A 26200-nucleotide genomic window follows, 5' to 3' on the forward strand; every position below is an offset into this window, starting at 1 on the left:
AGCGCTCACGCCGCAGGGCTTGTGGGCGGGATGGCGGGGGCCTGACCGAGCGCCCTCGCCGCAGGCCCGATGGCGCGCGCCTCACCGGACGCCCTCGGCGCGAGGCCGGTGGGCCCGATGGCGCGCGCCTGACCGAGCGCCCTCGCCGCGGCCGCCCGGGCGAAGCGCGGTGCCGCCTTGCGCAGGTACTCCACCCGGCCGGGGCCCTTCCGGCGCGGGCGGTCCCGGTCCGCCAGCTCCGTGAAGAGGGCCGAATAGCGTGCCGCGACCGCGGCCGGCTCGTACCGGCGGGCGCTCCGCAGCGCCGCCGCCCCCATGGCGCGGCGGCGCGGCTCGTCCTCGATCAGCTCCAGCAGCGCGCCCGCGAGCGCGTCGGCGTCGCCGACCGGCACCAGCCGTCCGTCGTGCCCGTCGCGGATGATCTCGCCCGGGCCGACCGGGCAGTCCGTGCTGACCACGGGCACCCCCACACCCATCGCCTCCACGATCGTCATGCCGAACGACTCGATGTCCGAGGTGACCGTCACCAGGGACGCCTCGGCGAACGCCGGCTCGATGGGGCTGCGCACGCCCGCGAGGCGGACCCGCCCGGCCAGTTCGAGCTCGGCCGCCAGCGCCTCCAGCCGGCGCCGCTCCTGGCCGCCCCCGTAGATCCGCAGCTCCCAGTCGGGATGCCGGTGTGCCACCTGGGCGAACGCGTGCAGCAGCAGGTCATGGCGCTTGACCCGGACCAGTCGGCCGGCCGCGGCGATCACCTTGGCGGTGCCCTGCGCCGGCGCCGCGCGCGGAGCGGGGACGATGTTCGGGATCGCGGTGACCCGGGTGCCGGCCAGCGGCATGCCCGCCCGGTACGCCGCCGCGTCGGCCTCGGTGGTGGTGACCACGGCGTCCAGCGCCGCGTAGCTGCGGGCCATCCGGGACCAGAGCCGGTAGCCGTAGCCGTCGTGGTGCAGATGCTCCTGCCCGATCAGCACGGCCGACTCCGGTCCGTACCGGGCCAGATGGATGTTGATCCCGGCCCTGGTGCCGAGCACCACGTCCGCGCCGCAGCCCGCCAGATACTCCGCGGCGCGCGCGTCGTGCAGGGCGGTGTACCGCCGGCACGGCCCGTCGGCGCCGGTGAACCGGCGGGAGGGCGCCGCGTACCGCTCGTCGGCCCGGTCGGCGCTGCCCTTCCGGTCGTCGACCAGCGGGCGCAGCCGTACCCGGGGGTCGAGGGCGAACGTCGGCTTGGCGCGGAGCCGGCGCATGGACGCGATCTCCACCTCGTGTAGGTCGGCCAGCGCGGCGGCGAGATGGAAGACGGCTTTGACCGTGCCGCCCAGCGCGTAGGCGTTGTTGAGCAGGAACGAGACCTTCACCACGTACCCCCTGTGTGTCCAGGCAGCCCGTGGCCTGTGGACCGGACGGGCGGGTACCCGATCAGGACGCCGCGGGCAGCGGAGCCGTTCCGTCCGGTGGGGAGGCGGCGCACGCCACCCCTCCTCGGGCACGCTCTGGGCGCACGGCTCTTGTCTGATGCACCGTCAGATACCACCATGGCCCCCACACCGCCCCGCGGAGGAGAAGCCATGCCCCCGATCGCCCGTCCGGCCTACGGGATGCAGCTGCCCGTCCAGTCGCAGAGCACGATGTACGCCGAGTCCTGGGAGGCCGGGGCCGGCCCCGAGGACCTGGCCGAGATCGCCCGGACCGCCGACGCGGGCGGCTTCGCGTACATCGCCTGCTGCGACCACGTCGCCATCCCGCGGCGGCTGGCGGACGCGATGGGGACGACCTGGTACGACCCCGTGGCCACGCTCGCCTACCTCGCGGCCGTCACCACGCGCACCCGGCTGCTGACGCATGTCGCCGTCGCCGCCCTGCGGCATCCGCTGCTCGCCGCCAAGCAGTACGCCACGCTCGACCACCTCTCCGGGGGGCGGCTCGTCCTCGGCGTCGGCGCCGGGCATGTGCGGGAGGAGTTCGAGGTCCTCGGCGTGGACTTCGACGCGCGCGGCCGCATCCTCGACGAGGCCGTCGACGGGCTGAAGGCCGCGCTGGGGCCGGAGGAGTTCCCCGTGCACGAGGGGGAGCTGTTCGCCTTCCGGGACCTCGGCCAGCGCCCGCGTCCCGTCCAGACGCCCGGCCCGCCCGTCTGGGTCGGCGGTTCGTCACCGGCCGCCACGCGCCGGGCCGCCCTGCGCGGCGACGGCTGGCTGCCGCAGGGCGACCCCCGCGACCAGCTCCCCGCGCAGATCGACCGGATCCGCCGGCTCCGGGAGGAGGCCGGCCTCGACGGCCCCTTCGAGTACGGCGCGATCGCCGAGCCGCTCTATGTCGGCGAGCCCGGCTGGCACACGGGCCGCCGGACCCTCACCGGCAAGCCCGAGGCGCTGGCGGAGTCCCTCCGGGCGTACGCGGCGATGGGCGTCGGCCAGATCCAGGTCCGCTTCCGCAGCCGCTCGCGCACGGAGCTCACCGACCAGATGACCGCCTTCGCCACGGATGTCGCGCCGCTCCTCGGCGACTGACCTGCCCTGCCCCCGGACCTCGTGGGGTCAGGGTCGCCGCCTTCCGTAAGACAAGCCCGACGACACAGAGAGGCCCCCGCATGGGAAAGCTGGACGGACGCGTCGTTCTCATCTCCGGTGCCGCCCGCGGCCAGGGCGAGGCCGAGGCCCGGCTCTTCGCCGCCGAAGGCGCCCGGGTCGTCCTCGGCGACGTGCTCGACGACCAGGGCGAGGCCGTCGCCAAGGACCTCGGCCCCGACCGGGCGCGCTACGTCCACCTCGACGTGACGCGGGAGGCGGACTGGGAGCAGGCCGTCGCCGCCGCCCGGCAGGCGTACGGCAAGCTCGACGGCCTGGTCAACAACGCCGGGATCCTGCGCTTCAACGCCCTCACCCACACCCCGCTGGACGAGTACCAGCAGGTCGTCGCCGTCAACCAGGTCGGCGCGTTCCTCGGCATGAAGTCCGCCGCCCCCGCCATCGCGGAGGCCGGCGGCGGCACGATCGTCAACACCGCCTCGTACACCGGCCTGTCCGGCATGGCGGGCCTGACCTCGTACGCCGCGACCAAGGGCGCCGTGGTGGCGATGACCCGGGTCGCCGCGCTGGAGCTGGCCCGCAAGTCGATCCGGGTCAACGCGATGTGCCCGGGCGCGGTCGACACCGCGATGACCAATCCGGAGCGGGCGGGCGGCGAGCCGTTGGGCGGGATCGACGAGTTCTACGCGAAGGCCGTCCCGCTCGGCCGGATGGGCCGGGCGGAGGAGGTCGCCCGGCTGGCCCTGTTCCTGAGCTGCGACGACTCGTCGTACATCAGCGGCCAGCCGGTCGTGATCGACGGGGGCTGGCTGGCGGGGATCAGCCTGACCTGATCTGCCGTCAGCTCTTGACCCCGCCGGACGCCGGTGCCAGAGTCGAAGCGAATCTGACGGTGCGTCAGAAATGCGTTCCGGGAACCAGCGACGAGGGAGTGAGCAGCCTTGGAATTCGGGCTCTTCGTACAGGGATACGTGCCCGCGAAGCGGGCCAAGGCCGATCCCGAGGCCGAGCACAAAGCGCTGATGGAGGAGACGGAGTACGTCATCCAGGCGGACCGGTCCGGCTTCAAGTACGCGTGGGCCTCCGAGCATCACTTCCTGGAGGAGTACTCCCACCTCTCCGCCAACGACGTCTTCCTCGGCTATCTCGCCCACGCCACCGACCGCATCCACCTCGGCTCCGGCATCTTCAACCCGCTCGCCCCCGTCAACCACCCGGTCAAGGTGGCCGAGAAGGTCGCCATGCTGGACCACCTCTCCGGCGGCCGGTTCGAGTTCGGCTCCGGCCGCGGCGCCGGCAGCCACGAGATCCTCGGCTTCCTCCCCGGCATCACGGACATGAACGCCACCAAGGAGATCTGGGAGGAGACGATCGCCGAGTTCCCCAAGATGTGGCTGCAGGACACCTACGAGGGCTTCAGCGGCAAGCACTGGTCGCTCCCGCCGCGCAAGGTCCTGCCGAAGCCGTACGGGAAGTCCCATCCGCCCATGTGGTACGCGGCCGGCTCGCCGCCCTCGTACGCCATGGCCGCGCGCAAGGGGCTCGGCGTGCTGGGGTTCAGCGTGCAGAAAGTCTCCGACATGGAGTGGGTGCTCGACTCGTACAAGACCGCGATCCGCGACGCCGAGCCGGTCGGCGGCTACGTCAACGACAACGTGATGGTGACGTCCACCGCCATCTGCGCCGAGACCAGCGAGAAGGCGCGCGAGATCGCCGTCAACGGCGGGCTCAACTACCTGCAGTCGCTGCTGTTCCGCTACCACGACACCTTCCCGCGGCCCGCCGGGATCCCCGAGTGGCCGGAGCTGATCCCGGACTACACCCCGGAGCTCGTCGACTACCTCATCTCCGAGGAGCTGATGATCTGCGGCGACCCCAGCGAGGTGCTCACCCAGTGCAAGCGGTGGGAGGCCGCGGGGGCCGACCAGCTGTCGTTCGGGCTGCCGATCGGGATCGGCTACGAGGACACCCTGAACACCATCCGGCTGATCGGCGAGCACGTCATCCCCGAGATCGACACGGACCCCGTGCACCGCACCACGCGGTACCGCCAGGCGTCGTAAGGGGGATGGCGGATGCTCGACCTTGTGATCAGGGGCGCGACGGTCGTCGACGGCACCGGTGCGCCGGCCCGTACCGCCGACGTGGGGCTGCGCGACGGCCGGATCGCCGTCGTCGGGGCGGTCACCGAGGACGCGGCGGCGGCCGTGGACGCGCACGGCCTCGTGCTGGCGCCCGGTTTCGTCGACCCGCACACGCACTACGACGCCCAGCTGTTCTGGGACCCGTACGCCACGCCGTCCATGAACCACGGCGTGACCACCATCGCCGCCGGCAACTGCGGTTTCACACTGGCCCCCCTCAACCCGGCCCGGCCCGGCGACGCCGACTACACCCGGCGGATGATGTCGAAGGTCGAGGGCATGTCGCTGGTCGCCCTGGAGGAGGGCGCGCCCTGGACCTGGCACAGCTTCGCCGAGTACCTCGACGCGCTGGAGGGGCGGATCGCCGTCAACGCCGGTTTCATGGCGGGGCACTGCGCGATCCGGCGGCACGTGATGGGGCCGGACGCGGTCGGCGGGCAGCCGGACGAGGAGCAGCTCGCCGCGATGGTCGCGCTGCTGAAGGAGGCGATGGAGGCGGGCGCGTGGGGGTTGTCCACCACGCAGTCCTCGACGCACTCCGACGGCGACGGCAGGCCGGTCGCCTCCCGGCACGCGCGGCCCGCGGAGCTGATCGCCCTGTGCCGGGCGGTCGGCGAGCACGAGGGCACGCAGATCGAGGCGATCGTCGCCGGCTGCCTCGACAAGTTCGCCGACGAGGAGATCGACCTGCTGGTGGAGATGTCCGCCGCGGCGGGCCGCCCGCTGAACTGGAACGTCCTCACCGTCGACGCCGCCGTCCCCGACCGCGTCCCGCGCCAGCTCCTCGCCTCGGAGCGGGCCCGCAAGGCGGGCGGCCGGATCGTCGCGCTCACCATGCCGATCCTCGCGCCGATGAACATGTCGCTGGGCACGTTCTGCGCGCTGAACCTCATCCCCGGCTGGGGCGAGATCCTCGGCCTGCCCGTACCCGAGCGGATCGCCCGGCTGCGGGACGCCGACGTACGGGCGGAGTTGCTGCGGCGCGCGGACAGCCCGGAGGCGGGCGTGTTCCGGCGGCTGGCGAACTTCGGGCGGTACGTCATCGGGGACACGTACTCGGCGGCCAACGAGGGCCTGTCCGGGCGGGTGGTGCGGGACATCGCGGCCGAGCGGGGCCTGGACCCCTTCCACACCCTGGTGGAGATCTGCGCCGCGGACGAACTGCGCACCGTGCTGTGGCCGATGCCCACCGACAACGACCCGGCGAGCTGGGAGCTGCGCAGGCAGACCTGGACGCACGAGGACGTCATGCTCGGCGGCTCCGACGCCGGCGCCCACCTCGACCGGATGTGCGGCGCCCCGTACACCACGCGCTTCCTCGGCGACTGCCTGCGCCGCCGCAAGCTGGTCGGGCTGGAGGAGGCGGTGAAGATGCTCACCGACGACCCCGCACAGCTCTTCGGCCTGCGCGACCGCGGCCGGATCGCCGAGGGCTACCACGCGGACCTGGTCCTCTTCGACCCGGAGCGGATCGACGCGGGCCCCGCCACCCTGGTCCACGACCTCCCCGGCGACAGCCCGCGGCTGCACTCGGAGGCGGTCGGCATCACGGGCGTGTGGGTCAACGGCGTCCGCACGGTCGAGGACGACCGGGTCACGGGGGAGATCCCGGGCAAGGTGCTGCGGTCGGGCCGGGACACGCGGTCGGTGCCCACCGCGGCGCCGTCGTGAGCCGGAGCCGGGCGGCGTACGGGCCGCCCGGCCGGTTCAGCCGCGCCGTGGGGTGGTGATCAGCCGCGCCGCAGGACGGTGAAGAGCACGCCGGGTCCGTCGGCGGGCGGGGAGAACACACCCGCCTCGCCCAGCGACAGGACCGGCGGCTGCACGCCGTCCGCCAGCGGCTCGGCCCGCCCCGTCCCCAGCGGGACCGCGACGGTGGCCCCGGCGGTGCCGTCGTCGGTCTCGACGAGGCCGTACGCGGTGCCGTCGTCGCCCACGGACAGCAGGGTGACGCCGCGCTGGTCGTCGGACTCGGCGAAGCAGTGGCCGGTGCCCTTCTCCAGGTCGAACGCGAGCGGGCCCGCGGTGAGATAGCGGCCGTCCGGGGACAGGGCGGCCGGGGAGTCGTCGGTCGGGCCCTCCTCGCACCGCACCGACGCCTCCACCTCGCCGGTCGCGGCGGCGTGCACGGACCAGACCGTGCCGGGCGACACCTCGTCGGCGCCGAGCTCGGCGGTCCAGGAGGCGACCAGATGCCCGGACACGGAGGTCTGTGCCCGGGCCTTGTACTTCTCGAACCCCTCGGTGTCGGCGCCCGGCGGGGCGAACCGGCTGCTCTCCCAGCCGCCCGGGATCCCGAAACCACCGGTGGACTGGGCGATCACCGGCCCTTCCGGCGCCAGCGCGCGGACCGTGGAGTCGACGCAGCCGATCTGCTCGCAGGTGTCCGCCAGTTCCAGCGTGGTGGGGTACGCCGTGACGGCCCCGGTCGCCACGTCGAGGGAGGCGCTGTCGCCCTTGGCCGTGGTGACCAGCAGACCGTCACCGCCGTCCCGTACCCGCGCCTCGCTGCTGCCGCTGTCCACGGGGACGTCGGCCTCGCGTGCGGGGGCTGCGGACTCGCCGGTGGTGTCGGCCGGGTAGAGGGCCACCGCGACGACCTCCTTGCCCTTGCTCAGGCCGTCCTCGCCGCGGACGCCGTGGGCCCACAGCGCGAAGTACTCCTTGCCGCCCCGCACCACGGTCTCCACGCCCGGGGTCTCGGCGCCGCCGCTGTACAGGTCGAGCGGCTTCGGCGGCCGCCAGGGCGCGCCGCTGAACAGCAGTGCCCCGCCGGCCACGTCGCGCGCCTGGAGGACGTAGGCGTCGCCCTGCTTCTTCAGCAGCGCGAGGACCTCGCCGTGTGCGGCGGCGGCGAACGGCCGCGAGGTGGCGTCGTCGGGCAGCCAGGTGACCGCGTCCTGCCAGCCCCGGTCCCGGTCGAAACCCTCCGGCACGGGGACCCGCACGGTGAGCGCCGGACCGGCCGACGCGGTCGTCCGCGGCTCCTTCGCCGCCTCGCCCGCGGTCCCGCCGCCGTCGGAGTCCCCGCCGCAGCCGGTGAGCGCCAGCAGCGCCCCCAGCGTGAGCGCCGCCGTCCATGCGCGTGCCATCGCCCGCCCCGCCTCCCCGTCCCACGGAGCGGCAGACCAACTCCCCGCCCCGTACGCCCAGATGATTACGCGGTGACCCTACCGCCCGACCCGGGCGGCACCGCCCGCGAGATCACCGACGGCGCACGGCGCACGGGAACACGGCGTCCCGGGCATGGCAATCCGCGGCGCGGCCGGGCACAGTGGGCCCACGGCGCAGCGGCCAACAGGAGGCTTCCGGTATGCGGATCGGCGTGACCATCTTCCTCACCGACGAGACGATCCGCCCCGTCCCCCTCGCCCAGGAGCTGGAGCAGCGCGGATACGCGTCCCTGTACGTCCCCGAGCACACCCACATCCCCGTCAGCCGCGACACCCCCGCGCCGATGGGCGAGCCGCTGCCGCGCGAGTACGGGCGCACGCTCGACGCCCTCACCGCGCTGGCCCAGGCGGCGGCCGTCACCGACACCCTGCGCCTCGGCACCGGCATCACGCTCATCGCCCAGCACGACCCGGTGGTGCTGGCCAAGCAGGTGGCGTCGCTGGACTTCCTCTCCGGCGGCCGGCTCACCTTCGGCATCGGCTTCGGCTGGAACGTGGAGGAGGCCGCCGACCACGGCGTCGACTGGTCCTCGCGGCGGGAGCTCGGCCGGGACCGGATGCGCCTGATGCGGGCGCTGTGGGCTCCCGAACCCACGGCGTACGACGGCCCGTTCGGCGCGGTCCGCGCCAGCGAGGCGCACCCGAAGCCCGTGCAGGCGCCGCGGGAGCTGCCGGAGGGTCCGCTGTACGGCCCGCGCACCCTGATCGGGGGAGCGGCGGGCCCGAAGCTCTTCGCGCACATCGCCGAGTACGCCGACGGGTGGCTGCCCATCGGCGGACGCGGCCTCACCGAGTCCCTGCCGGTCCTGCGCCGGGTCTGGGAGGACGCGGGCCGGGACCCGAAGGACCTGCTCGTCGTCCCGTACGCGACGAGGCCGACCGCCGGCAAGCTCGCGCACTTCGCGGACCTCGGCGTCGAGGAGGTCGTCGTCCAGCTGCCGTCGGCGGGCCACGGAGAGGTGCTGCGGACGCTGGACGCGTACGCGGAGTTCCTGTGACACGGACCCGGCGTCCGGCTCCCGCGCTTCCCCGCCGGTCCGCGCTGCTGCTGCCCTTCGCGCCCCTGGCGGCGGGCTGCCGGCGGATCGGCGGGGAGACGCCGGGCCCGCCCGATCCGCCCGGTGGACTCGACGGCGCCTGGCGGACCGACTACACCGACCCGCGGCGGCCGTCGTACCTGTCGGACCTCGTCGGCGTCTCCGCCGACGAGGCGTGGGGCGTCGTCCTCGCCCGCCCCGAGCACCCCTCGGGTCTGCTGCACCTCTCCGCGGGCCGCTGGCGCCGGGAGCCGCTGCCGGGACGCTACGACGACGCCGCCATGCTCCGGCTGGCGGCGTCCGGCCCGGACGACGTCTGGCTGTACGCCGTCGCCCAGCCCGTCCCCTGGCTGGAACAGCCGGTCGACAAGCCCCGGCCCGTACTGCGCCGGCACGGCGGGCGCTGGCACACCGTGCCCGTGGACTTCGGCGTCCTCTCCCTTGCCACCGCCGGCCCCGGCCAGACGTGGGCGGCCGACGAACGCGGCATCCTGCGGCACTGGGACGGGCGACGGTGGCGGAAGACCGACCTGCCCGGGCGGCATCTGGCGCAGGGCACCACCGTCGTCCGGGCCCTGGCCGTCGACGCGCGGACAGCGGACGACATCTGGGTCGCCGGTACCCAGATCACGTGGTCGGGCCCCGAACAGCCGGCCGTGCTGCACGGTGACGGCCGCACCTGGCGGACGGTGGGGACACCGACGTACCGCTTCGACGACGACAGCGTCCTGCGGGAGGAGACCGCCGTACTCACCGCGATCCGCGCCCTCGGGCCCGGGGAGGTCTGGGCGTCCGGAACCCACACCCGCCACCACGAGGACGAGGAGCACGGCGGCCCGCAGGACGAGTATTTCCGGCTGCGCTGGGACGGCGCCCGCTTCGTCCCCGCCCCCAGCCTCCCCCGTTCGCCGGACGTGAGCGGCGCGCTCCCCCTCCCCGTCCCGGACGGCGCGGGCGGGCAGGTGCACGGGGGCTGGCTGCGACGCCGGGCCGACGGCACGTTCCGCGGCATCGGCGCACCCGCGGGCACCGGCGGCTGGGCCGGATCGCCGACCGGCCCCACCCGACTGCAGGTGTACCTCCCCACCCCGCTCCCGGGGACGCGCACGGTGCTCGGCGCGGGCAGGCTCAGCACGGGCGAGAGCGCGCAGGCGGTGGTCGTGCGGTACGACGCGCCCTGAACCGCGGACGGCATCCCTGAACAGCCATGTCCTTCCTTGTGCGTGACCGCGACCGCGCCGAACGTATCCTCGGACAATGACGCCGACACCGCCCACCGCCAACGCCATGCGCCGCGCCCTGAAGCGCGCCCGCGACGGGGTCGCCCTGGACGTCACCGAGGCCGCCGTGCTGCTCCAGGCCCGCGGGGACGACCTCACCGACCTGTGCGCCTCCGCGGCCCGGGTCCGGGACGCGGGGCTGGAGGCCGCGGGGCGGCCGGGAGTCATCACGTACTCCAAGAGCGTCTTCATCCCGCTCACCCGGCTGTGCCGCGACAAGTGCCACTACTGCACGTTCGTCACCGTCCCGGGCAAGCTCCGCCGCGCCGGGCACGGGATGTTCATGTCGCCGGACGAGGTGCTCGACGTGGCCCGCCGCGGTGCGGAACTCGGCTGCAAGGAAGCCCTCATCACCCTAGGCGACAAACCCGAGGACCGCTGGCCGGAGGCCCGCGAGTGGCTGGAGGCGCACGGTTACGACGACACCATCGCGTACGTCCGGGCCGTCTCGATCCGCGTCCTGGAGGAGACGGGCCTGCTGCCCCACCTCAACCCGGGCGTGCTGACCTGGCAGGACTTCCAGCGGCTGAAGCCGGTCGCCCCGTCGATGGGCATGATGCTGGAGACCACCGCCGAGCGCCTGTGGAGCGAGCCGGGCGGCCCGCACTTCGGCTCGCCCGACAAGGAACCGGCCGTCCGGCTGCGGGTCCTCGAGGACGCGGGACGCTCCTCCGTCCCCTTCACCTCCGGCCTGCTCATCGGCATCGGCGAGACGCACGAGGAGCGCGCCGACTCCCTCTTCGCGCTGCGCCGCGTCTCCCGTGCGTACCACGGCATCCAGGAGCTGATCATCCAGAACTTCCGCGCCAAGCCGGACACGGCGATGCGCGGCATGCCGGACGCGGAGCTGGACGACCTGGTCGCCACGGTCGCGGTGGCCCGCCACATCATGGGCCCGGCGGGCTGCATCCAGGCCCCGCCGAACCTGGTCGACGCGGAGTACGCCCGCCTGATCGCGGCCGGCATCGACGACTGGGGCGGGGTATCCCCCCTCACCATCGACCACGTCAACCCGGAGCGCCCCTGGCCGCAGATCGACGAACTCGCCGCCCGCTCGGCGGAGTCCGGCTTCGAGCTGCGCGAACGCCTCTGCGTCTACCCGGAGTTCGTCCAGCGCGGCGAACCCTGGCTGGACCCGCGGCTGCTCCCGCACGTCACGGCGCTGGCCGACCCGGCGACGGGCCTCGCCCTCGCGGACGCCCCGGTACGCGGCCTGCCCTGGCAGGAGCCCGACGGCGGCTTCGCATCAGCGGGTCGTACCGACCTGCACCGCACGATCGACACCGAGGGCCGCACGAAGGACCGCCGCGACGACTTCGACGCGGTGTACGGCGACTGGGACGCGCTGCGCGAGGCGGCGGCGCCCGGCATGGCACCGTCCCGGCTGGACGCGGACGTCCGCTCGGCGCTGTCGCAGGCGGCGGACGACCCGACCCGCCTCACGGACGCCCAGGCGCTGGCCCTGCTCCACGCGGACGGGGACGCCCTCGACGCCCTGTGCGGCATCGCGGACACCCTCCGCCGGGACGTGGTCGGTGACGACGTCACGTACGTCGTCACCCGGAACATCAACTTCACCAACGTCTGCTACACGGGCTGCCGTTTCTGCGCGTTCGCACAGCGCCGCACGGACGCGGACGCGTACACGCTCTCCCTCTCGCAGGTCGCCGACCGCGCCGAGCAGGCGTGGGACGTCGGCGCCGTCGAGGTCTGCATGCAGGGCGGCATCCACCCGGACCTCCCCGGCACGGCGTACTTCGACATCGCCCGCGCCGTGAAGGAGCGCGTCCCCGGCATCCACGTCCACGCCTTCTCCCCGATGGAGGTCGTCAACGGCGCCTCCCGCACGGGCATGTCCATCCGCGACTGGCTGACCGCCGCCAAGGAGGCGGGGCTGGACTCCATCCCCGGCACGGCGGCCGAGATCCTCGACGACGAGGTCCGCTGGATCCTCACGAAGGGCAAACTCCCGACCGCGACCTGGATCGAGGTCGTCACGACGGCCCACTCCCTGGGCCTCCGCTCCTCCTCCACGATGATGTACGGCCACGTCGACCAGCCCCGCCACTGGCTCGGCCACCTCCGCCTGCTCGCCTCCCTCCAGCAGGAGACGGGCGGCTTCACGGAGTTCGTCACGCTCCCGTTCATCCACACGAACGCCCCGGTGTACCTCGCGGGCATCGCCCGCCCGGGCCCCACCCTCCGCGACAACCGCGCGGTGACGGCGATGGCCCGTCTGCTGCTGCACCCGCACATCACCAACATCCAGACAAGCTGGGTGAAACTGGGCGCGGAGGGCGCGGCGGAGATGCTCCGCTCCGGGGCGAACGACCTCGGCGGCACGCTCATGGAGGAGACGATCTCGCGGATGGCGGGTTCGTCGTACGGCTCATACCGCTCGGTCCGCGACCTCGAGTCGATCGCGTCGTCCGCGGGCCGCCCGTCCCGCCCCCGCACGACGCTGTACGGCGAGGTCCCCCCAGACCGCGTGACAACAGCCCGCCACCACGACGGCCACCTCCCGGAACTGCTACCGGTGGTGGAGGGGTGACCGCGCGGGAAGCGTTGATCCGCACGGGTCGTGGCATCGGGGCGAGCGGCAATCCCAGCCCGTCCGGCGTTTGAGGACTCCGGCCGAAGGCCGGATGCGCGTCAGCCGGCGAAAGGCGACATGAAGCCCGGCCGGCGTTTGAGGCTGAGGCGCGCAGCGCCGATACGCCGGCGCCCAGGCATCAGGGCGAAGGACCCAAACCAGCCCGGCCGGCGCTTGAGGCCGAGCGCCGTCCAGGCGCGAAACGGGGGCCCGGGGGCGGAGCCCCCGGCAGCGGTAGGCGACCGACCGCAATCCGTCACCCCAGCCGGAGGCGTTATCGTGCGCCCATGACCAACACCGCGTGGGGGCGCACAGAACAGCAGGACTACCGCAGCCGCGTCAGGGGCTGCCTGCTGGGCGGGGCGATAGGCGACGCCCTGGGCGCCGGCATCGAGTTCGACTCACTGGACGCGATCCGCGAGAAGCACGGACCCCAGGGCGTCACCGACTACGTGCCGGCCTACGGCCGGCGAGGCGCCGTCACGGACGACACCCAGATGACCCTCTTCACGGTAGACGGCCTGATAAGAGCCCAGGTCAGAAGAGACCTGGGCGCATGGCACCCACCCACGGACATCCACGCCGCGTACCGCCGCTGGTACGCGACGCAGCACGACTGGGGCCCCGACGAGCGCAAGCCCGACGCCGGCTGGCTGGCCCGCGAGGAGTGGCTGTACGCCCAGCGCGCCCCCGGCAACGCGTGCCTCTCCGGTCTCTCCGACGACCGCATGGGCACCCTGGCGGAGCCGAAGAACCCGGACTCGAAGGGCTGCGGCGCGGTGATGCGCTCGGCGCCGTTCGGGCTGCTGGTGGGCTGGGAGCCGCAGCTGGTGTTCCAGCTGGCGGCGGAGTGCGGCGCGCAGACGCACGGGCATCCCACGGGCTATCTGTCGGCCGCCGCGCTCGCGGTGATCGTGCACGGGGTCGTACGCGGTGAGGGCCTGCCCGCGGCGACGCAGCGTGCGCTGCAGCTGCTCGCGGGGCGGCCGGGCCACGAGGAGACGACGCAGGCGCTGCAGCGGGCGCTCACCCAGGTACGGGTGGGGGTGCCGAGCGCGGAGCGGGTCGCGGAGCTGGGCGAGGGGTGGGTGGCGGAGGAGGCCCTGGCGATGGGGCTGTACTGCGCGCTCGTCGCGGAGGACGTCACGCACGGGCTGCTGCTCGCCGTGAACCACGGCGGTGACTCGGACTCGACGGGGTCGGTCTGCGGGAACCTCCTCGGTGCGCTGCACGGGGAGACGGCGCTGCCGCCGGCGTGGCTCGTGGAGTTGGAGGGGCGGGGTACGGTGCTGCAGCTCGCGGATGACTTCGCGTTGGAGATGACGCACGGGGCCGTGCTCCATACTGCGGAGCACGGGGCGCCGGCGTGGCTCGCGCGGTACCCCCGCGACTGAGGTCGCCTTGTACTGCCGGGGGCTCCGCCCCCGGACCCCCGTTCGCGCCTGGACGGCGCTCGGCCTCAAACGCCGGCCGGGCTGGGATTGCCGCTCGCCCCGGTGCCAGGTCACTGGCATGCCAATGCCGCGCACCCCGCGCCCCGGAACCCCCACCGCCCCGGAACCCCACCGCTCCGGAGCTACCCCGCCCTGGAACCCCCCGCCCCGGAGCCCCCGCCCCGGAGCCCCGTGCCCCCGTGGCAACCCCCCGCCCCCGGCCCACCGCCCCGAGGTGAATCGGCGCCGCCATCCGTGTGAACGGGTGCGTGCCTGTGCGGTGTTCCGGTGTGGGGCGCCGCACCGTGGGCGCATGGATTACAGGAGCAAGTTGATGACCTGGGGCGCCGCCCCCGTCGCGTTCGTGGCCGTCCTCGGTGGGGCCGGGGCGGCGTACGCCGATCACGGGGAGCCCGGGGAGGGTGCCGGGACCGCGAGCGTCCCGGACGTGCCGCCCGCGCCCGTCGCCGACATCGCGGGGCTGCCCGTGCCCAACCTGCAGCCGCCGGGCATCGGCAGCCTGGGCTCACCGCAGCCCGCGGCCGTCAACCTCTCCGGCCTGCTGCCCATGGGCTGAGCGGGCAGCACGGCAGAGATGAGGCCCGAGCACGGCAAGCGAGGGCCTCACCGCATCAGTTCGCCCGCGTTCACCAGCAGCGACTGGCCCGTGATCGAACGGGCGCGGTCGGAGGCGAGGAACACCGCCGCGTCCGCCACGTCGCCGTCCGTCGCCAGGTCCGGGAGTGCCATGCGGCGGGTGAGCCGGGCCAGGACGTCGGACTCCGGCACCCCCTGCCCCTGCGCCGCCATCGCGACGTACGACTGCACCGGCGGCCCCCACATCCAGCCGGGCTGCACCGTGTTGACCCGGATCCGGTACGGGCCCAGCTCGCGGGCCAGCGAGTACATCGCCGAGACCAGGGCGCCCTTGGACGCCGCGTACGCGGCCTGCCGTACCTGCGAGGGCGCGGCGACCGACGACTGCGTGCCGATCAGCACCACCGAGCCTCCCCGCGCCTTGAGCGCGGGGAGGCACGCGCGCGTCATCCGCAGCGTGCCGAGCAGATTGACGTCGAGGACGTTCGACCACTGGGCGAAGTCCGCGTCCTCCAGACCGCCGAAGTGCGTGTCCAGGGCCGCCACGTTGACGACCGCGTCGATGCCGCCGAAGCGTTCGACGGCGAGCGCGGCGAGTGCCGCGCACTGCTCCTCGGACGCGATGTCCGTGGCCTGCCAGGCCGTAGCCGACCCGGCCGGGTCGATCTCCGCCGCCGACTTGGCCAGCCGCTCCGCGGTCCGCGCGCCCAGCACGACCCGCGCCCCGTCGCGTACACACGCGGCGGCCACCTGGTGGCCGAGCCCCGCGCCGACGCCGGACACCACGACGGTCTTCCCCTCCAGCAGCATCCGCGTCTCCCACCTCTGGCCAACTATCTGACGGTCCGTCAGAGTAGGGGCGGGCAGCCGAAGGAGGAAGAGCCATGAGTGCCGAAACCTATGCCGAACTCGCCGCCACCGGACCGTACGGGGTCAGGCCCGGCCACGCCCTGATCACGATGGTCGAGCCGCACGAGGGCCATGAGTACGCGTACAACCGCTGGTACGAGGACGACCACTTCATCGCCGGCGCGATGGCCATGCCGTGGATCTACGCGGGACGGCGCTGGGTGGCCACCCGTGAACTGCAGCTGCTGCGCTTTCCGGAGAAGTCCGCGATCGCCCAGCCGGTCACCGCCGGCTGCTACCTCTCCGTCTACTGGATCACCGAGGGCCGCTACGCCGAGCACATGCGCTGGACGGTCGGCATCAACAAGCGGCTCAACCGCGACGCCCGCGTCTACAACGAACGCACGCACGTCTTCACGGCGTTCCAGGACCACGAGGCCACGGTCTACCGCGACGGCGCGGCCGGGCCGCGCGACTTCCACGCGCTGGACCACCCGTACCAGGGGCTCATCGTGCACGTCGTGGACTCCGAGAGCCCCGAGCAGCGCGCCGAACTGCTGGAACGGCTGCGCGCCAGGCTGCTGCCCCGCCGGCTCGCGGGCTCGCCCGCGGCGATGGTGACGGTCTTCCGCCCGACCCCGCTGCCGGGGGACCGGATGTCGTACGTCAAGCAGGTCGAGGGCGTCGACACCCGGCTGACCCTGCTGTGGTTCCTGCAGGCGGACCCGCGCGAGGTGTGGGAGGAGCACTACGCGGGGCTGGGCGAGTACGTCGACGCGGCGGGCCTGGGCCGGACGGAGCTGGTGGCGCCCTTCATCCCGACGGTGCCGGGCACCGACCGGTATGTGGACGAGCTGCGTTGAGCGTTCCGTGTGCGGACATGGCCGAGCCCCCTCGGCCAGGACGGCGAACCAGACGAGAGGGCTCTTCAGTGGTGCCATGAACGATGGTGCCAGGATCAGTCGTGCCGGGTGCTGCCGGACGGATCAGACGGTGCCGAACTCGCCGCCGTTCACCGCGGTGACGAAGGCGGCCCACGACTCCGGCCCGAAGTCGAGGGCCGGACCGTCCGGGTCCTTGGAGTCACGGACCGAGACGAGGCTCGTGAGCGGCGACTTGACCTCGACGCATGCTCCATTGCCGGCGGAGTAGGACGACTTGACCCACTCCCGGGTGTCCCCTTGCTGGATACTCATGTTTGCTCCGGTCGTTGCCTGTTGAGAAACTGTGTGTCGGTGGATCTTGCGCTGATGTGTTCTTCAGCGCGCTTCCGACGCTACCGCCCAACATCACGGCCCAAAGCTGACTTTCACTCGACTGGATGGCATATTCCAGCCGCCTCTTCCGCCGTGGGCAGGCGGGGGTGTACTGTGCCACCTCATCGCCTACCCCTGTGGCATGTGCCCATTCCCTGGGATTACGCCCCGCTCAGCTGGCGTAACTCTTCGCGGTGTCAATGATGAATTTCCGGGTTTCGTTGGCACTGAGCGCCTGTGCCCGCAAATGTTCGTACATCATGCTGTAGTTCTGTACGTCGTTGGCCTTCTCCAGATAAAGGTCGCTCGTCACGCCCTCGAGATAGACCACGCTCGAGTCCGCGGCGTCCGGGAACTCCAGAATGGCGTACTGGCCGGTGACGCCGGGGTGCGCGCCCATCGAGAACTTGATCACCTGGATGGTGATGTGGGGGCGCTGGGAGAGGTCCACCAGATGGTCGAGCTGCTCGCGCATGACCGCCTTGCTGCCCACCTCGCGGCGCAGCGCCGACTCGTCCATCACCACCCACAGCCGCAGCGGGTTCTCCGCCTCCCTTATCCGCTCCTGGCGGCGCATCCGGACCTCCACCCGCTTCTCCATGTCCGGCTGCGTCACCTCCGGCAGCGCGCCGCGGATCACGGCCTCCGCGTAGTCCCGCGTCTGCAGCAGGCCGGGGATGATCAGCGACTCGTACACGCGCAGCGAGGAGGCGTCCGTCTCCAGGCCGATGTAGACGCTGTACGGCATGTCGCCGAAGGCGTGCCACCAGCCCTGCTGCCGGGAGTCCTTGGCCATCTGCATCAGGGAGTCGACGACCCGGTGGTCCTCGACGTCGTAGACGTTGCACAGATCGCGCACGTCGCGCTGGCTGATGCTGCGGCGGCCGTTCTCGAGCCGGGAGATCTTCGACTGGGAGACCAGCAGCCGGTCCGCCACCTCCTCCGCGGTCATGCCCTTCAGTTCGCGGAGCCTGCGTAGCTCCATTCCCAGACGACGTCGTCTGACCGTGGGATTGACGTTGGACGCCAAGGGAGTTGCACCTCCGGGCCGCAAAATGACCGACTACTGCCAAGCAGGGTGCCACTACTGCGCGTGTCGGCGCTGCTCTTAACGGCAAAAAGTGCCCTGTCCAGCCAAAGGACTTGACTGGACAGGGCACATGAGGGTCCGGATCGGTCCTGATCCGCCCCTCAGCGGCTCCCGGCTTGCCTCACACCGCCTGCGGCGCTGCCGAGCGCGCTCAGCGCGCCATCGCCGTACGGGCCAGGCCCGCACGCCGCGCCTGCGCCGGCATTCCGGTGGGCTCCGCCACCGCGGACCGCATGCCCGCGGGTTTGCGCCCGCCGGCCGGACTGCGGCGCGGCTGCGCGGCGACACCGTTCTGTACGTCCATCACGGCATGGGCCACCAGCCCGCCCATCGGGTCGTGCCGGATCAGATCCCGGAGCCGGGAGCGCGAGGAGCGCCCCTCGTTGCCGGGATAGAGGTGCTTGCCGAGCCCGATCGCGTGGGCGAGCGCGGCCAGCGCCGCGGTCCGCGGGTCCGGTGGCACACCGGTGCGGATCGCGCTGTCCAGCCGGGCCCTGATCTCCCGGCTGACCGCCGAATCGGTCGCCTGGTAGCGAGTCGTCGGCAGCACCCCGCACATCTGGCCCGTGACGGCATGCACCATGCCGCAGCGCTCCAGATGCGTGAGATAGGTCTGGCGCAGCCCCAGCCGGGGCCCGCCGATCCAGTTCACGGCGCGTACGGGACTACCGCGTCGGCGCAGCAGTTCCAGCGCGTGATCCAGGGTCGGATCTCCTGTCGGCCGTGGAAGCACCACGGCGATACGATCCCCGTCAGGGGCTATCCGTCCGGCCAGCGCCAGCTCGACGAGCTGCGCTCCGGCCAGGCCAAGGTCAAGCGACTGCGGCTGCGCCGTGGTACCCGTGGTCGGGTCCAAAGCGAGCAGCAGAAGCTCCTCCGGAATCGTTCTGCGGCTCCTGCCCATCCATGCCTCCCCGCGTGGATGTACGACAGGGTGACCCCTCTCACATTCATCTGTCGAGAGTGCGTGTGCGCTTTGTACGGGAACCAGCAGGTATGTCGTTCTCGTCATAGCGATGAATCGCGGTTGGCGATCGGCCGGCGACCCGTATCGTGGGGCATCCCGCTCAGCGGGGCCGGCGCGGCGTTCGAAGGAGGAATCGGTGGCGGGCGAGTCCCCCGGCAGGTCCGAGCAGCTCGAGTCGTCGGGGGCGGCGACGACGACTACCGAGGAACGGGTGACGGAACGCGATTCCGTCGACCCGCGCCTCGCGCTGTCCGTGACCGAGGAGCCCGGTCAGCCTGCGGCGCCGTCCGGGGAGGACATGGCGGACGCCGTGGAGGAGGACGCGCCCGAGGACGATTCGGTTGCGTCGGCGGTCCCGGCGGCCCGGGACGAGGCGCCGCAGGGCGACGAGGAGCCCGCGGCGGACGCGGCGGTCGACGAACCTGAGCCCGCGGCGGAGGCGGCGGACGAGCCCGCGCCGGAGGAGCGCCCGTCCGAGTCGGACCGTACGACGTCCCTGCGGGTCAAGCCGGAAGCGGAGAACGAGCGCCTCCGCGCCGCCGTGGCGGCCTGGGTCGCCAAGGCGACGGAGGAGGACGACGCCGAGACGGAGGACCCGGAGGCCGACGGCGAGCCCGAGGCTGCCGCGGTGGAGCCCGCCGAACCCGCCGAGGCGGACGCCGCTGAGTCGGCCGAGACCGCCGACGAGCCCGAGGCAGCCGCCGAGGAGCCGGAGGCCGACGGCGAGCCCGAGGCTGCCGCGGAGGAGCCTGCCGAACCCGCCGAGCCTGCCGAGGCGGACGCCGCTGAGTCGGCCGAGACCGCCGACGAGCCCGAGGCAGCCGCCGAGGAGCCGGAGGCCGACGGCGAGCCCGAGGCTGCCGCGGAGGAGCCCGCCGAGCCTGCCGAACCCGCCGAGCCTGCCGAGGCGGACGCCGCTGAGTCGGCCGAGACCGCCGACGAGCCCGAGGCAGCCGCCGAGGAGCCGGAGGCCGACGAGGAGCCCGAGGCTGCCGCGGAAGAGCCCGCCGAGCCGACCGAGGCCGAGCCGAGCGCCGCGCCCGTCGCCGACGAGCTCGTCGAGGACGAGCCCACCGACGCCGTCCCCACGACGGACGCCGAGCCGACTGACGCCGAGGCGACCGACGCCGAGCCGACGGATGCGGAGCCGGAGGACGCCCAGCCGACCGACGCCGAACCGGCGGACGCCGAGCCCACCCCCGTAGCGGACGAGAAGCCCGCGCCCCCGGTCGACCAGCCGACGACGGCGATCCGCCTGCCGAAGGCCGAGCCGGAGCCCACGCCTGCCCGTCCGGAGCCCGAGCCCGCAAAGCCCGAGCCCACGCCCGCAAAGCCCGAGCCAGAGCCCGAGAAGCAGGAGCCGCAGCCCTCCTGGCCCGGCCGGGCGAAGCCCGTGACGCCGCTGCCCGCCGAGCCGCAATACCAGCCCGGCCGGCGTTTGAGGCCAGAGGCGCGAAGCGCCGATGCGGGGTCCGGGGGCGCAGCCCCCGGCAGCGCGACGCGACCAGCGCCGACCGGTCACCCCTCGGAGAGCGAGCGCACGAGGCAGCAGCCCCTGCCCCCGTACGCCAGCCCGATCGACCTGCTCGCCGAGCTCACGAACACCCCGCCGCCCCCGGACACCGCCCTGCGCACCGTCGCGCGGCGGATCAAGATCTGGACCCCGCTGGTCGTCCTGCTGGCCGTCGTCCTCGGCGTCGTGCAGATGGTGCGCCCGCTGCCCGCGCCCGCGCTGACGCTGACCGCGAGCACGCCGTTCACCTTCAAGGGCGAGACCCCGAAGATGCCGTGGCCGGACTCCGGCCAGGCGGCCGTGGAGGTCGTCGGGCTCGGCAGCCTGGGCACGTACGGGGAGCAGAAGCCCGTGCCGATCGCGAGCGTCGCGAAGGTGATGACCGCGTATCTGCTGCTCAAGGAGCACCCCGTCAAGGACGGCGACGGCGCGTCGATCCCCGTCGACCAGAAGGCCGAGGACGAGGCGGGGCTCGCCGAGACCGCCAGCGAGTCGACCGTCGACGTCGTGGCGGGCTCGGAGATCACCCAGCGCGAGGCGCTGGAGGCGATCATGCTCGCGTCCGCGAACAACGTGGCCCGGCTGGTGGCCCGCTGGGACGCGGGCAGCGAGAAGAAGTTCGTCGCGAAGATGAACCAGGCCGCCAAGGACCTGGGGATGACCAACACGACGTACACCGACCCCAGCGGCCTCCTCGACTCGACCGTCTCCACCGCCGTGGACCAGGTGAAGCTGGGCAAGGAGGCGATGAAGGACCCGCTGTTCAAGGAGATCGTCGCGATGCCGTCGTACGTCGACAGCCGCGGCGTGAAGCACCAGAACTGGAACCAGCTGGTCCCGGTGAACGGCGTCGTCGGCATCAAGACCGGCACCACGACCAAGGCCGGCGGCAATCTGCTCTTCGCCGCCGAGAAGAAGGTCGGCGGGACCACCCAGCTGATCGTCGGCGCCGTGCTGCGCCAGCCCCCGGACCCGGTGCACAACTCGATCCTGGTCGGCGCCCTGAACGCCGGCGACGCGCTGATGCAGAAGGCCCGCGGGATCCTGCAGGACGCGACCGTGGTGAAGAAGGGCCAGGTCGTCGGGTACGTCGACGACGGGCTCGGCGGGCAGACGCCCGTCGTGGCGACGAAGGACGTCACCGCCGTCGGATGGACCGGGCTGAACGTGGAACTCGAACTGGGCGACGGCGGCACGGCCGTGCCGCACTCCGCCAAGGCCGGGGAGCAGGTCGGCGTCCTGACCACCGGTGGTGGCCAGGGCGAGGTGAAGGTTCCCGTGGTGCTGCAGGACGACCTGGTCGAACCGGGCGTGGGCGCCAAGCTCACGCGGCTCGGCTGAGCGACCGTACGACCCGCTGAGCGCCGGGCCTTGGAGCTTGCTCCAAGGCCCGGCGACGCGCGCGGCTCATCTGTCGTACGCACGTGTTAGCGTCGCCAGAGCCGCGCCCGGGGGACGAAGGATTCAGAACGGGGAGAGTGCCGTGACCACCGTGCAGCCCGAGCGGCAGACACCTTCCGGAGGGCCGCCGCCCGCGGAGGGCGCCGAGCCGTCCGGGGGGCAACCGCCGGTCCCGCCGAGCTGGCGGCTGACCTGGCGTGCCCTGCTGCACCCGGTGCCGGCGTCGCTGGCGCTGGCCGCGGTGCTGCATCTGCTGTGGCTGTGGCTCTTCGCCAACAGCGGCGGCGATCTGGCCGCCCAGGACGCCTGGGCGGAGTTCGCGGGCCGGCATCCGGACTCGGCGTACAACCTGTCCTGGTACGGCGGGATGCATCCCGTTTCGTACAGCGTGATCTCGCCGTATCTGATGGCCGTGCTGGGCGTGCGGTCCACGATGATCCTGGTCGGGACGGTCTCCGCGGGGCTGCTGGCGCTGATCGTGACGCGGTGCGGCGCGGTGCGCCGGCCGCTGCTGCCCTCGCTGTGGGGTGCGTTCGCGCTGGTCTGCAACGCCGGTTCCGGGCGGGTGACGTTCGGGCTCGGGCTGATGTTCGCGCTCGGCGCGGTGGCCGTGATCTTCGCGGGGCCGCGGGACGGCGACCGCGAGCCCGGCGAGCTCACCCGGCTGCGCGGCCTGCGGATCACGGCGATCGCGCTGCTGTCGGCCCTTGCCACGGCCGGCAGTCCGGTGGCCGGGCTGTTCCTGATGGTGGTCGCCGCCGCGCTGTTCCTGCAGCGGCGGCTGGCGCCCGCGTACGCGCTGGCGGTGCCGCCGCCCGTGGTGGTGGCGCTGTCGGCGTGGCTGTTCCCGTTCGCCGGGACGCAGCCGATGCCGGCGATCTCCGCGGTGATACCGATCCTGTGCAGCGTCGTCGTCTTCGTACTGGCGCCGCCCGAGTGGCGGACCGTCCGGCTGGGGTCGGTGATCTACGGCCTGGGCACCCTGGCGACCTGGATCATCCCCTCGCAGGTCGGCAGCAACGTGGAGCGCCTGGCGCTGATCTTCGGCGGTACGGTCCTGCTGGCCGCCGTGGACCACCAGCACGCGCGGGCCAAGCACCGCACGTACTATCTGGCGGCCGTGTGGCTGGCGGCGGTGGGCGTCGCGTCCTGGCAGATCGCCAAGCCCGTCGTCGACATCGTGCTGACCACCCCGAACGCCGCCTGGACGCGCGAACTCGCCCCGCTGGTGCACCAGCTCAACCGGGTCGACGCCGAGCGCGGCCGGGTCGAGGTCGTGCCCGTGCGCAGCCACCGCGAGGCGTCGGCGCTGGTCCCGTACGTCAATCTGGCCCGCGGCTGGAACCGCCAGGCCGACATCGACCGGCACGCCCTCTTCTACGACGGCACGCTCACCCCCGACAGCTACCGCGCCTGGCTCAAGCGCTGGTCGGTGCGGTACGTCGTGCTGCCCATCGAGGACCGCCCGGACACCGGCGCCCGGCAGGAGGCCGCGCTGGTGTCGGACGGCCAGCCGTATCTCACGGAGATCTGGGCGGACTCCAACTGGCGGCTGTTCCGCGTCGAGGACCCCACCCCGCTCGTGGCGCCGCCGGCGACGGCCGAACGGGCCGACGAGGGCGAGCTCGTGATCACCGTGGAGTCGGCGGGCGACATCCTGGTGCGTGTCCCGTACTCGCCCTGGCTCGGCCTGGTCGATGCCGAGGGCGAGGGCGTCGAGCCGCCCGAGGTGCTGGACGACGAGGATCTGGATCCCTCGGACCCCGAGGCCCAGCTGCCTTCGGACGAGGGCGTGGTGGGCGAGTGGAGCGAGGAGGGGACGCCGTATCTGAACCGCAACGGCTGCCTCACCGAGGCCGGCGACTGGACCCGGCTGCACGCCCCGCACGCCGGGACGTACCGGATCGCCGCGCCGTACCAGCTGCCGCGCGGGACGCCCTGTCCTGAGTGAGCCTTGCTTGTCTGGTTTGCCGGTTATTGCTTAGATGCGACACATGTCGCACCCCGGGATGCTCATCCTGATCATGGCCATCGCGGTCCTGGCGCCTCTCCTCGCGTACGGGGTGAGCCGCTGGATCCCGGTCCCGCTGGTCATCTTCGAGATCCTGCTGGGCATCCTGGTCGGCCCCGACGTACTGGGCTGGGCGCAGCAGGAGGAGTTCATCGACGTCCTCTCCGACCTCGGCCTGACCATGCTGATCTTCCTCGCGGGTTACGAGATCGACTTCGCCGCCGTGCGCGGCGACACCCTCAACCGGTCCATCCGCGCCTGGATGATCTCCCTGCTCGCGGGGCTCGGCATCGCGTATCTGCTGAGCGGTATGGACCTCGACAAGACCTTCGTCATCGGCACCGCGCTGACCAGTACGGCGCTCGGCACCGTGCTGCCGATCCTGCGCGACTCCGGTGATCTGCGCGGCCGGTTCGGCACGGTCGTGCTCGCCTTCGGGGCGGTCGGCGAGTTCGGGCCGATCATCGCGATGGCGCTGCTGCTCAGCGGGCGCAGTCCGGGGAAGTCGACGGCCGTGCTGATCGCCTTCGCCCTGATCACGGCCGGGGCGGTGTGGTGGGCGCTGCGGCCGCGCCGGCCGTGGTTCGCCGGGCTGGTCGAGAAGACCCTGCACAGCAGCGGCCAGTTCGCGGTGCGGTTCGTGATGCTGCTGCTCGCCTGCATGCTCGCGCTGGCTTACACCTTCGGGCTCGACACCCTGCTCGGCGCGTTCGCCGCCGGTCTCATCACCCGGCTGGTGCTGCTCGGGGCCGCGGAGGGCAGCAGCGAGGAGGTGCTCGGCAAGATCGAGGCGATGGGCTTCGGGTTCCTCGTGCCGATCTTCTTCATCGTCACCGGGGTCGAGTTCGATCTGGCGGCGCTGCTCGACGGCGGGCGGCCGCTGGTGCTGCTGCCCGTGTTCCTGGTGCTGTTCCTCGTCGTCCGGGGCGGGCCGCTGTATCTCTTCGCGCCGCGTGACCTGCAGCGGCACGACCGGCTGGCGCTCGTGCTGTACGGGTCGACCTGTCTGCCCCTGGTCGTGGCCATCACCACCATCGGCCTCGACAACAAGAGCATCGACTCCGGTGAGGCGGCGGCCATGGTCGGCGCCGCGATGGTGTCCGTGCTGGTCTTCCCGCTCACGGGGCTGCGGCTGCGCGCGGGCAAGGGCGGCCCGGCGCGGCCGTCGCGGGTGGGGGAGAGCCTGGAGTCCTGGTGATGCCGGGGCGTCTGTGACGGGGCGGGCCGGGGCTGGTGACACCGGGGCGTATGTGACGGTGCGGGCCCGGGGTGCTGGTGGTACCGGGGAAATGTCCGACGTCCTCTTGAGCGATCACCCCGAGGACTGGCACGCTGAACTCCCCCTCACAGGATTCCCATTCGTACCGTCACGCCCAGGGGGCACCCAGCCCATGCGCAGTCTCTCTCGCTGTCTCGTGGCAGCGGCCATATCCATCGGCGCGATCGTGAGCGCGGTGACACCGTCCGCGGCGATCACCGGTGGTACCGAGGACACGGCCAACAAGTACTCGAACGTCGGAATGCTGGTCTTCTACCAGCCCGACGGCCGGTTCCGCTGCTCCGGCACCCTGATCAACCCGCGGGTCTTCCTGACCGCGGCGCACTGCACGTTCAACGACGTCGGCAAGGTCGCCGTCACGTTCGACCCCGAGGTCGCCCGGACCGCCGAGGAGAACGCCCTCAACGTGCCGCGCGCCGCCGACGACAGCGGCCCCTCGGACGCCCACTCCGAGATCGGTTTCGCGCCGTCCGACGTCAGCGGCCCCAAGTACCAGGGTGATCTGACGTGGCATCTGGGCACCGCCCGGACGCACCCGCAGTACAGCGACTTCACCGACATGGACAACTGGAACGACACCGGCGTCGTCATCCTCGACGAGCCCGTGAACCTTCCGACCGCCAAGCTGCCCCCGGCGAACTACCTCGACCAGTTCGCCCAGCCCGTCCTGAACTCCACGGAGTTCCTCGCGGTCGGCTACGGCACCGAGGTGCGCCAGGCGGCTTCCGGCTCGCAGAAGCCGACGCCGATGAGTCTGCCTATCGTCCGCCGCTACACCACGGAGATCGCCCAGAAGCTCACCCCGCAGGTGCTGCAGCTGAACGGCAACGAGAACGACATCCGCGCCGGCGGCGGCACGTGCTTCGGCGACTCCGGCGGCCCGTCGTTCCACGGCGGCTACGTCATCGGCGACACCAGCTACGGCTACACGCAGAACTGCCGCTACCTGGGCGGCATCCAGCGCGTCGACGCCCCGGTGGTGCGCAACTGGCTGCTGGACTGCACGGCCGACCTGGCCTGCGCGTCCAAGGACGACTGAGCCTCCC

General features: G+C 72.8%; 20 protein-coding genes. 14 read left to right on the plus strand and 6 right to left on the minus strand.

Annotated features, from left to right (window positions below; genetic code table 11):
• Nucleotides 1-5: 5 nt before the first annotated feature.
• Nucleotides 6-1361 carry a glycosyltransferase gene (locus AB0M28_RS05055; protein WP_365397904.1) on the minus strand — a complete coding sequence of 452 codons (1356 nt, stop codon included), beginning with the start codon at nucleotides 1359-1361 and terminating at the stop codon, nucleotides 6-8.
• Between the two features lie 210 nt (nucleotides 1362-1571).
• Here AB0M28_RS05055 and AB0M28_RS05060 point away from each other — a divergent pair, with 210 nt between their 5' ends.
• From AB0M28_RS05060 to AB0M28_RS05075, 4 genes are all read left to right on the plus strand, one after another.
• Nucleotides 1572-2513 carry an LLM class F420-dependent oxidoreductase gene (locus AB0M28_RS05060; protein ID WP_365397907.1) on the plus strand — a complete coding sequence of 314 codons (942 nt, stop codon included), beginning with the start codon at nucleotides 1572-1574 and terminating at the stop codon, nucleotides 2511-2513.
• Nucleotides 2514-2593: 80 nt separating this feature from the next.
• Nucleotides 2594-3364: a glucose 1-dehydrogenase gene (locus AB0M28_RS05065; RefSeq protein ID WP_365397909.1), complete on the plus strand. Its 771-nt coding sequence runs from the start codon at nucleotides 2594-2596 to the stop codon at nucleotides 3362-3364.
• A gap of 108 nt (nucleotides 3365-3472) precedes the next feature.
• On the plus strand, nucleotides 3473-4594 hold the full coding sequence (locus tag AB0M28_RS05070; RefSeq protein ID WP_365397912.1) for an LLM class flavin-dependent oxidoreductase: 1122 nt from the start codon (nucleotides 3473-3475) through the stop codon (nucleotides 4592-4594).
• Between the two features lie 12 nt (nucleotides 4595-4606).
• On the plus strand, nucleotides 4607-6346 hold the full coding sequence (locus AB0M28_RS05075) for a D-aminoacylase (protein ID WP_365397915.1): 1740 nt from the start codon (nucleotides 4607-4609) through the stop codon (nucleotides 6344-6346).
• 59 nt (nucleotides 6347-6405) lie between these two features.
• Here AB0M28_RS05075 and AB0M28_RS05080 read toward each other — a convergent pair whose 3' ends face one another.
• On the minus strand, nucleotides 6406-7767 hold the full coding sequence (locus AB0M28_RS05080) for a hypothetical protein (RefSeq protein WP_365397918.1): 1362 nt from the start codon (nucleotides 7765-7767) through the stop codon (nucleotides 6406-6408).
• Between the two features lie 221 nt (nucleotides 7768-7988).
• Here AB0M28_RS05080 and AB0M28_RS05085 point away from each other — a divergent pair, with 221 nt between their 5' ends.
• The 5 genes from AB0M28_RS05085 to AB0M28_RS05105 all read left to right on the plus strand — a co-directional run bounded on the left by AB0M28_RS05085 (nucleotide 7989) and on the right by AB0M28_RS05105 (nucleotide 14768).
• Nucleotides 7989-8846 carry a TIGR03619 family F420-dependent LLM class oxidoreductase gene (locus AB0M28_RS05085; protein WP_365397921.1) on the plus strand — a complete coding sequence of 286 codons (858 nt, stop codon included), beginning with the start codon at nucleotides 7989-7991 and terminating at the stop codon, nucleotides 8844-8846.
• Nucleotides 8843-10066: a hypothetical protein gene (locus tag AB0M28_RS05090; RefSeq protein ID WP_365397924.1), complete on the plus strand. Its 1224-nt coding sequence runs from the start codon at nucleotides 8843-8845 to the stop codon at nucleotides 10064-10066. The genes AB0M28_RS05085 and AB0M28_RS05090 overlap by 4 nt, the downstream gene beginning before the upstream one ends.
• 76 nt (nucleotides 10067-10142) lie before the next feature.
• Nucleotides 10143-12716 (plus strand): bifunctional FO biosynthesis protein CofGH, encoded by a 2574-nt coding sequence (locus tag AB0M28_RS05095; RefSeq protein ID WP_365397927.1) that lies wholly within the window; start codon nucleotides 10143-10145, stop codon nucleotides 12714-12716.
• Nucleotides 12717-13045: 329 nt separating this feature from the next.
• Complete coding sequence (locus AB0M28_RS05100; protein ID WP_365397930.1) at nucleotides 13046-14152, plus strand: ADP-ribosylglycohydrolase family protein; 1107 nt, start codon at nucleotides 13046-13048, stop codon at nucleotides 14150-14152.
• Nucleotides 14153-14504: 352 nt separating this feature from the next.
• Entirely contained in the window at nucleotides 14505-14768 is a 264-nt protein-coding gene (locus tag AB0M28_RS05105) for a hypothetical protein (RefSeq protein ID WP_365397933.1), read from the plus strand.
• 47 nt (nucleotides 14769-14815) lie between these two features.
• Here AB0M28_RS05105 and AB0M28_RS05110 read toward each other — a convergent pair whose 3' ends face one another.
• Nucleotides 14816-15598, minus strand: coding sequence for an SDR family oxidoreductase (locus AB0M28_RS05110; RefSeq protein WP_365397936.1), 783 nt, complete (start codon nucleotides 15596-15598; stop codon nucleotides 14816-14818).
• Between the two features lie 74 nt (nucleotides 15599-15672).
• Here AB0M28_RS05110 and AB0M28_RS05115 point away from each other — a divergent pair, with 74 nt between their 5' ends.
• Nucleotides 15673-16500: a hypothetical protein gene (locus AB0M28_RS05115; protein WP_365397939.1), complete on the plus strand. Its 828-nt coding sequence runs from the start codon at nucleotides 15673-15675 to the stop codon at nucleotides 16498-16500.
• A gap of 123 nt (nucleotides 16501-16623) precedes the next feature.
• Here AB0M28_RS05115 and AB0M28_RS05120 read toward each other — a convergent pair whose 3' ends face one another.
• The 3 genes from AB0M28_RS05120 to AB0M28_RS05130 all read right to left on the minus strand — a co-directional run bounded on the left by AB0M28_RS05120 (nucleotide 16624) and on the right by AB0M28_RS05130 (nucleotide 18887).
• On the minus strand, nucleotides 16624-16833 hold the full coding sequence (locus tag AB0M28_RS05120) for a DUF397 domain-containing protein (RefSeq protein ID WP_365397941.1): 210 nt from the start codon (nucleotides 16831-16833) through the stop codon (nucleotides 16624-16626).
• A gap of 232 nt (nucleotides 16834-17065) precedes the next feature.
• Entirely contained in the window at nucleotides 17066-17923 is an 858-nt protein-coding gene (locus AB0M28_RS05125) for a helix-turn-helix transcriptional regulator (RefSeq protein WP_365397944.1), read from the minus strand.
• A gap of 211 nt (nucleotides 17924-18134) precedes the next feature.
• Nucleotides 18135-18887 (minus strand): GPP34 family phosphoprotein, encoded by a 753-nt coding sequence (locus tag AB0M28_RS05130; RefSeq protein ID WP_365397947.1) that lies wholly within the window; start codon nucleotides 18885-18887, stop codon nucleotides 18135-18137.
• 199 nt (nucleotides 18888-19086) lie between these two features.
• Between AB0M28_RS05130 and AB0M28_RS05135 the strand changes: the two genes are divergently transcribed.
• The 4 genes from AB0M28_RS05135 to AB0M28_RS05150 all read left to right on the plus strand — a co-directional run bounded on the left by AB0M28_RS05135 (nucleotide 19087) and on the right by AB0M28_RS05150 (nucleotide 26193).
• Complete coding sequence (locus AB0M28_RS05135; protein WP_365397950.1) at nucleotides 19087-21804, plus strand: D-alanyl-D-alanine carboxypeptidase; 2718 nt, start codon at nucleotides 19087-19089, stop codon at nucleotides 21802-21804.
• Nucleotides 21805-22066: 262 nt separating this feature from the next.
• Complete coding sequence (locus AB0M28_RS05140; protein WP_365398166.1) at nucleotides 22067-23815, plus strand: MFS transporter; 1749 nt, start codon at nucleotides 22067-22069, stop codon at nucleotides 23813-23815.
• Between the two features lie 43 nt (nucleotides 23816-23858).
• Nucleotides 23859-25073 (plus strand): cation:proton antiporter, encoded by a 1215-nt coding sequence (locus AB0M28_RS05145; protein ID WP_365397953.1) that lies wholly within the window; start codon nucleotides 23859-23861, stop codon nucleotides 25071-25073.
• 193 nt (nucleotides 25074-25266) lie between these two features.
• Nucleotides 25267-26193: a trypsin-like serine protease gene (locus tag AB0M28_RS05150; RefSeq protein ID WP_365397956.1), complete on the plus strand. Its 927-nt coding sequence runs from the start codon at nucleotides 25267-25269 to the stop codon at nucleotides 26191-26193.
• Nucleotides 26194-26200: the final 7 nt, after the last annotated feature.

Origin of the sequence: Streptomyces sp. NPDC051940 (genome assembly GCF_040680895.1) — a bacterium.
GTDB lineage: Bacteria > Actinomycetota > Actinomycetes > Streptomycetales > Streptomycetaceae > Streptomyces.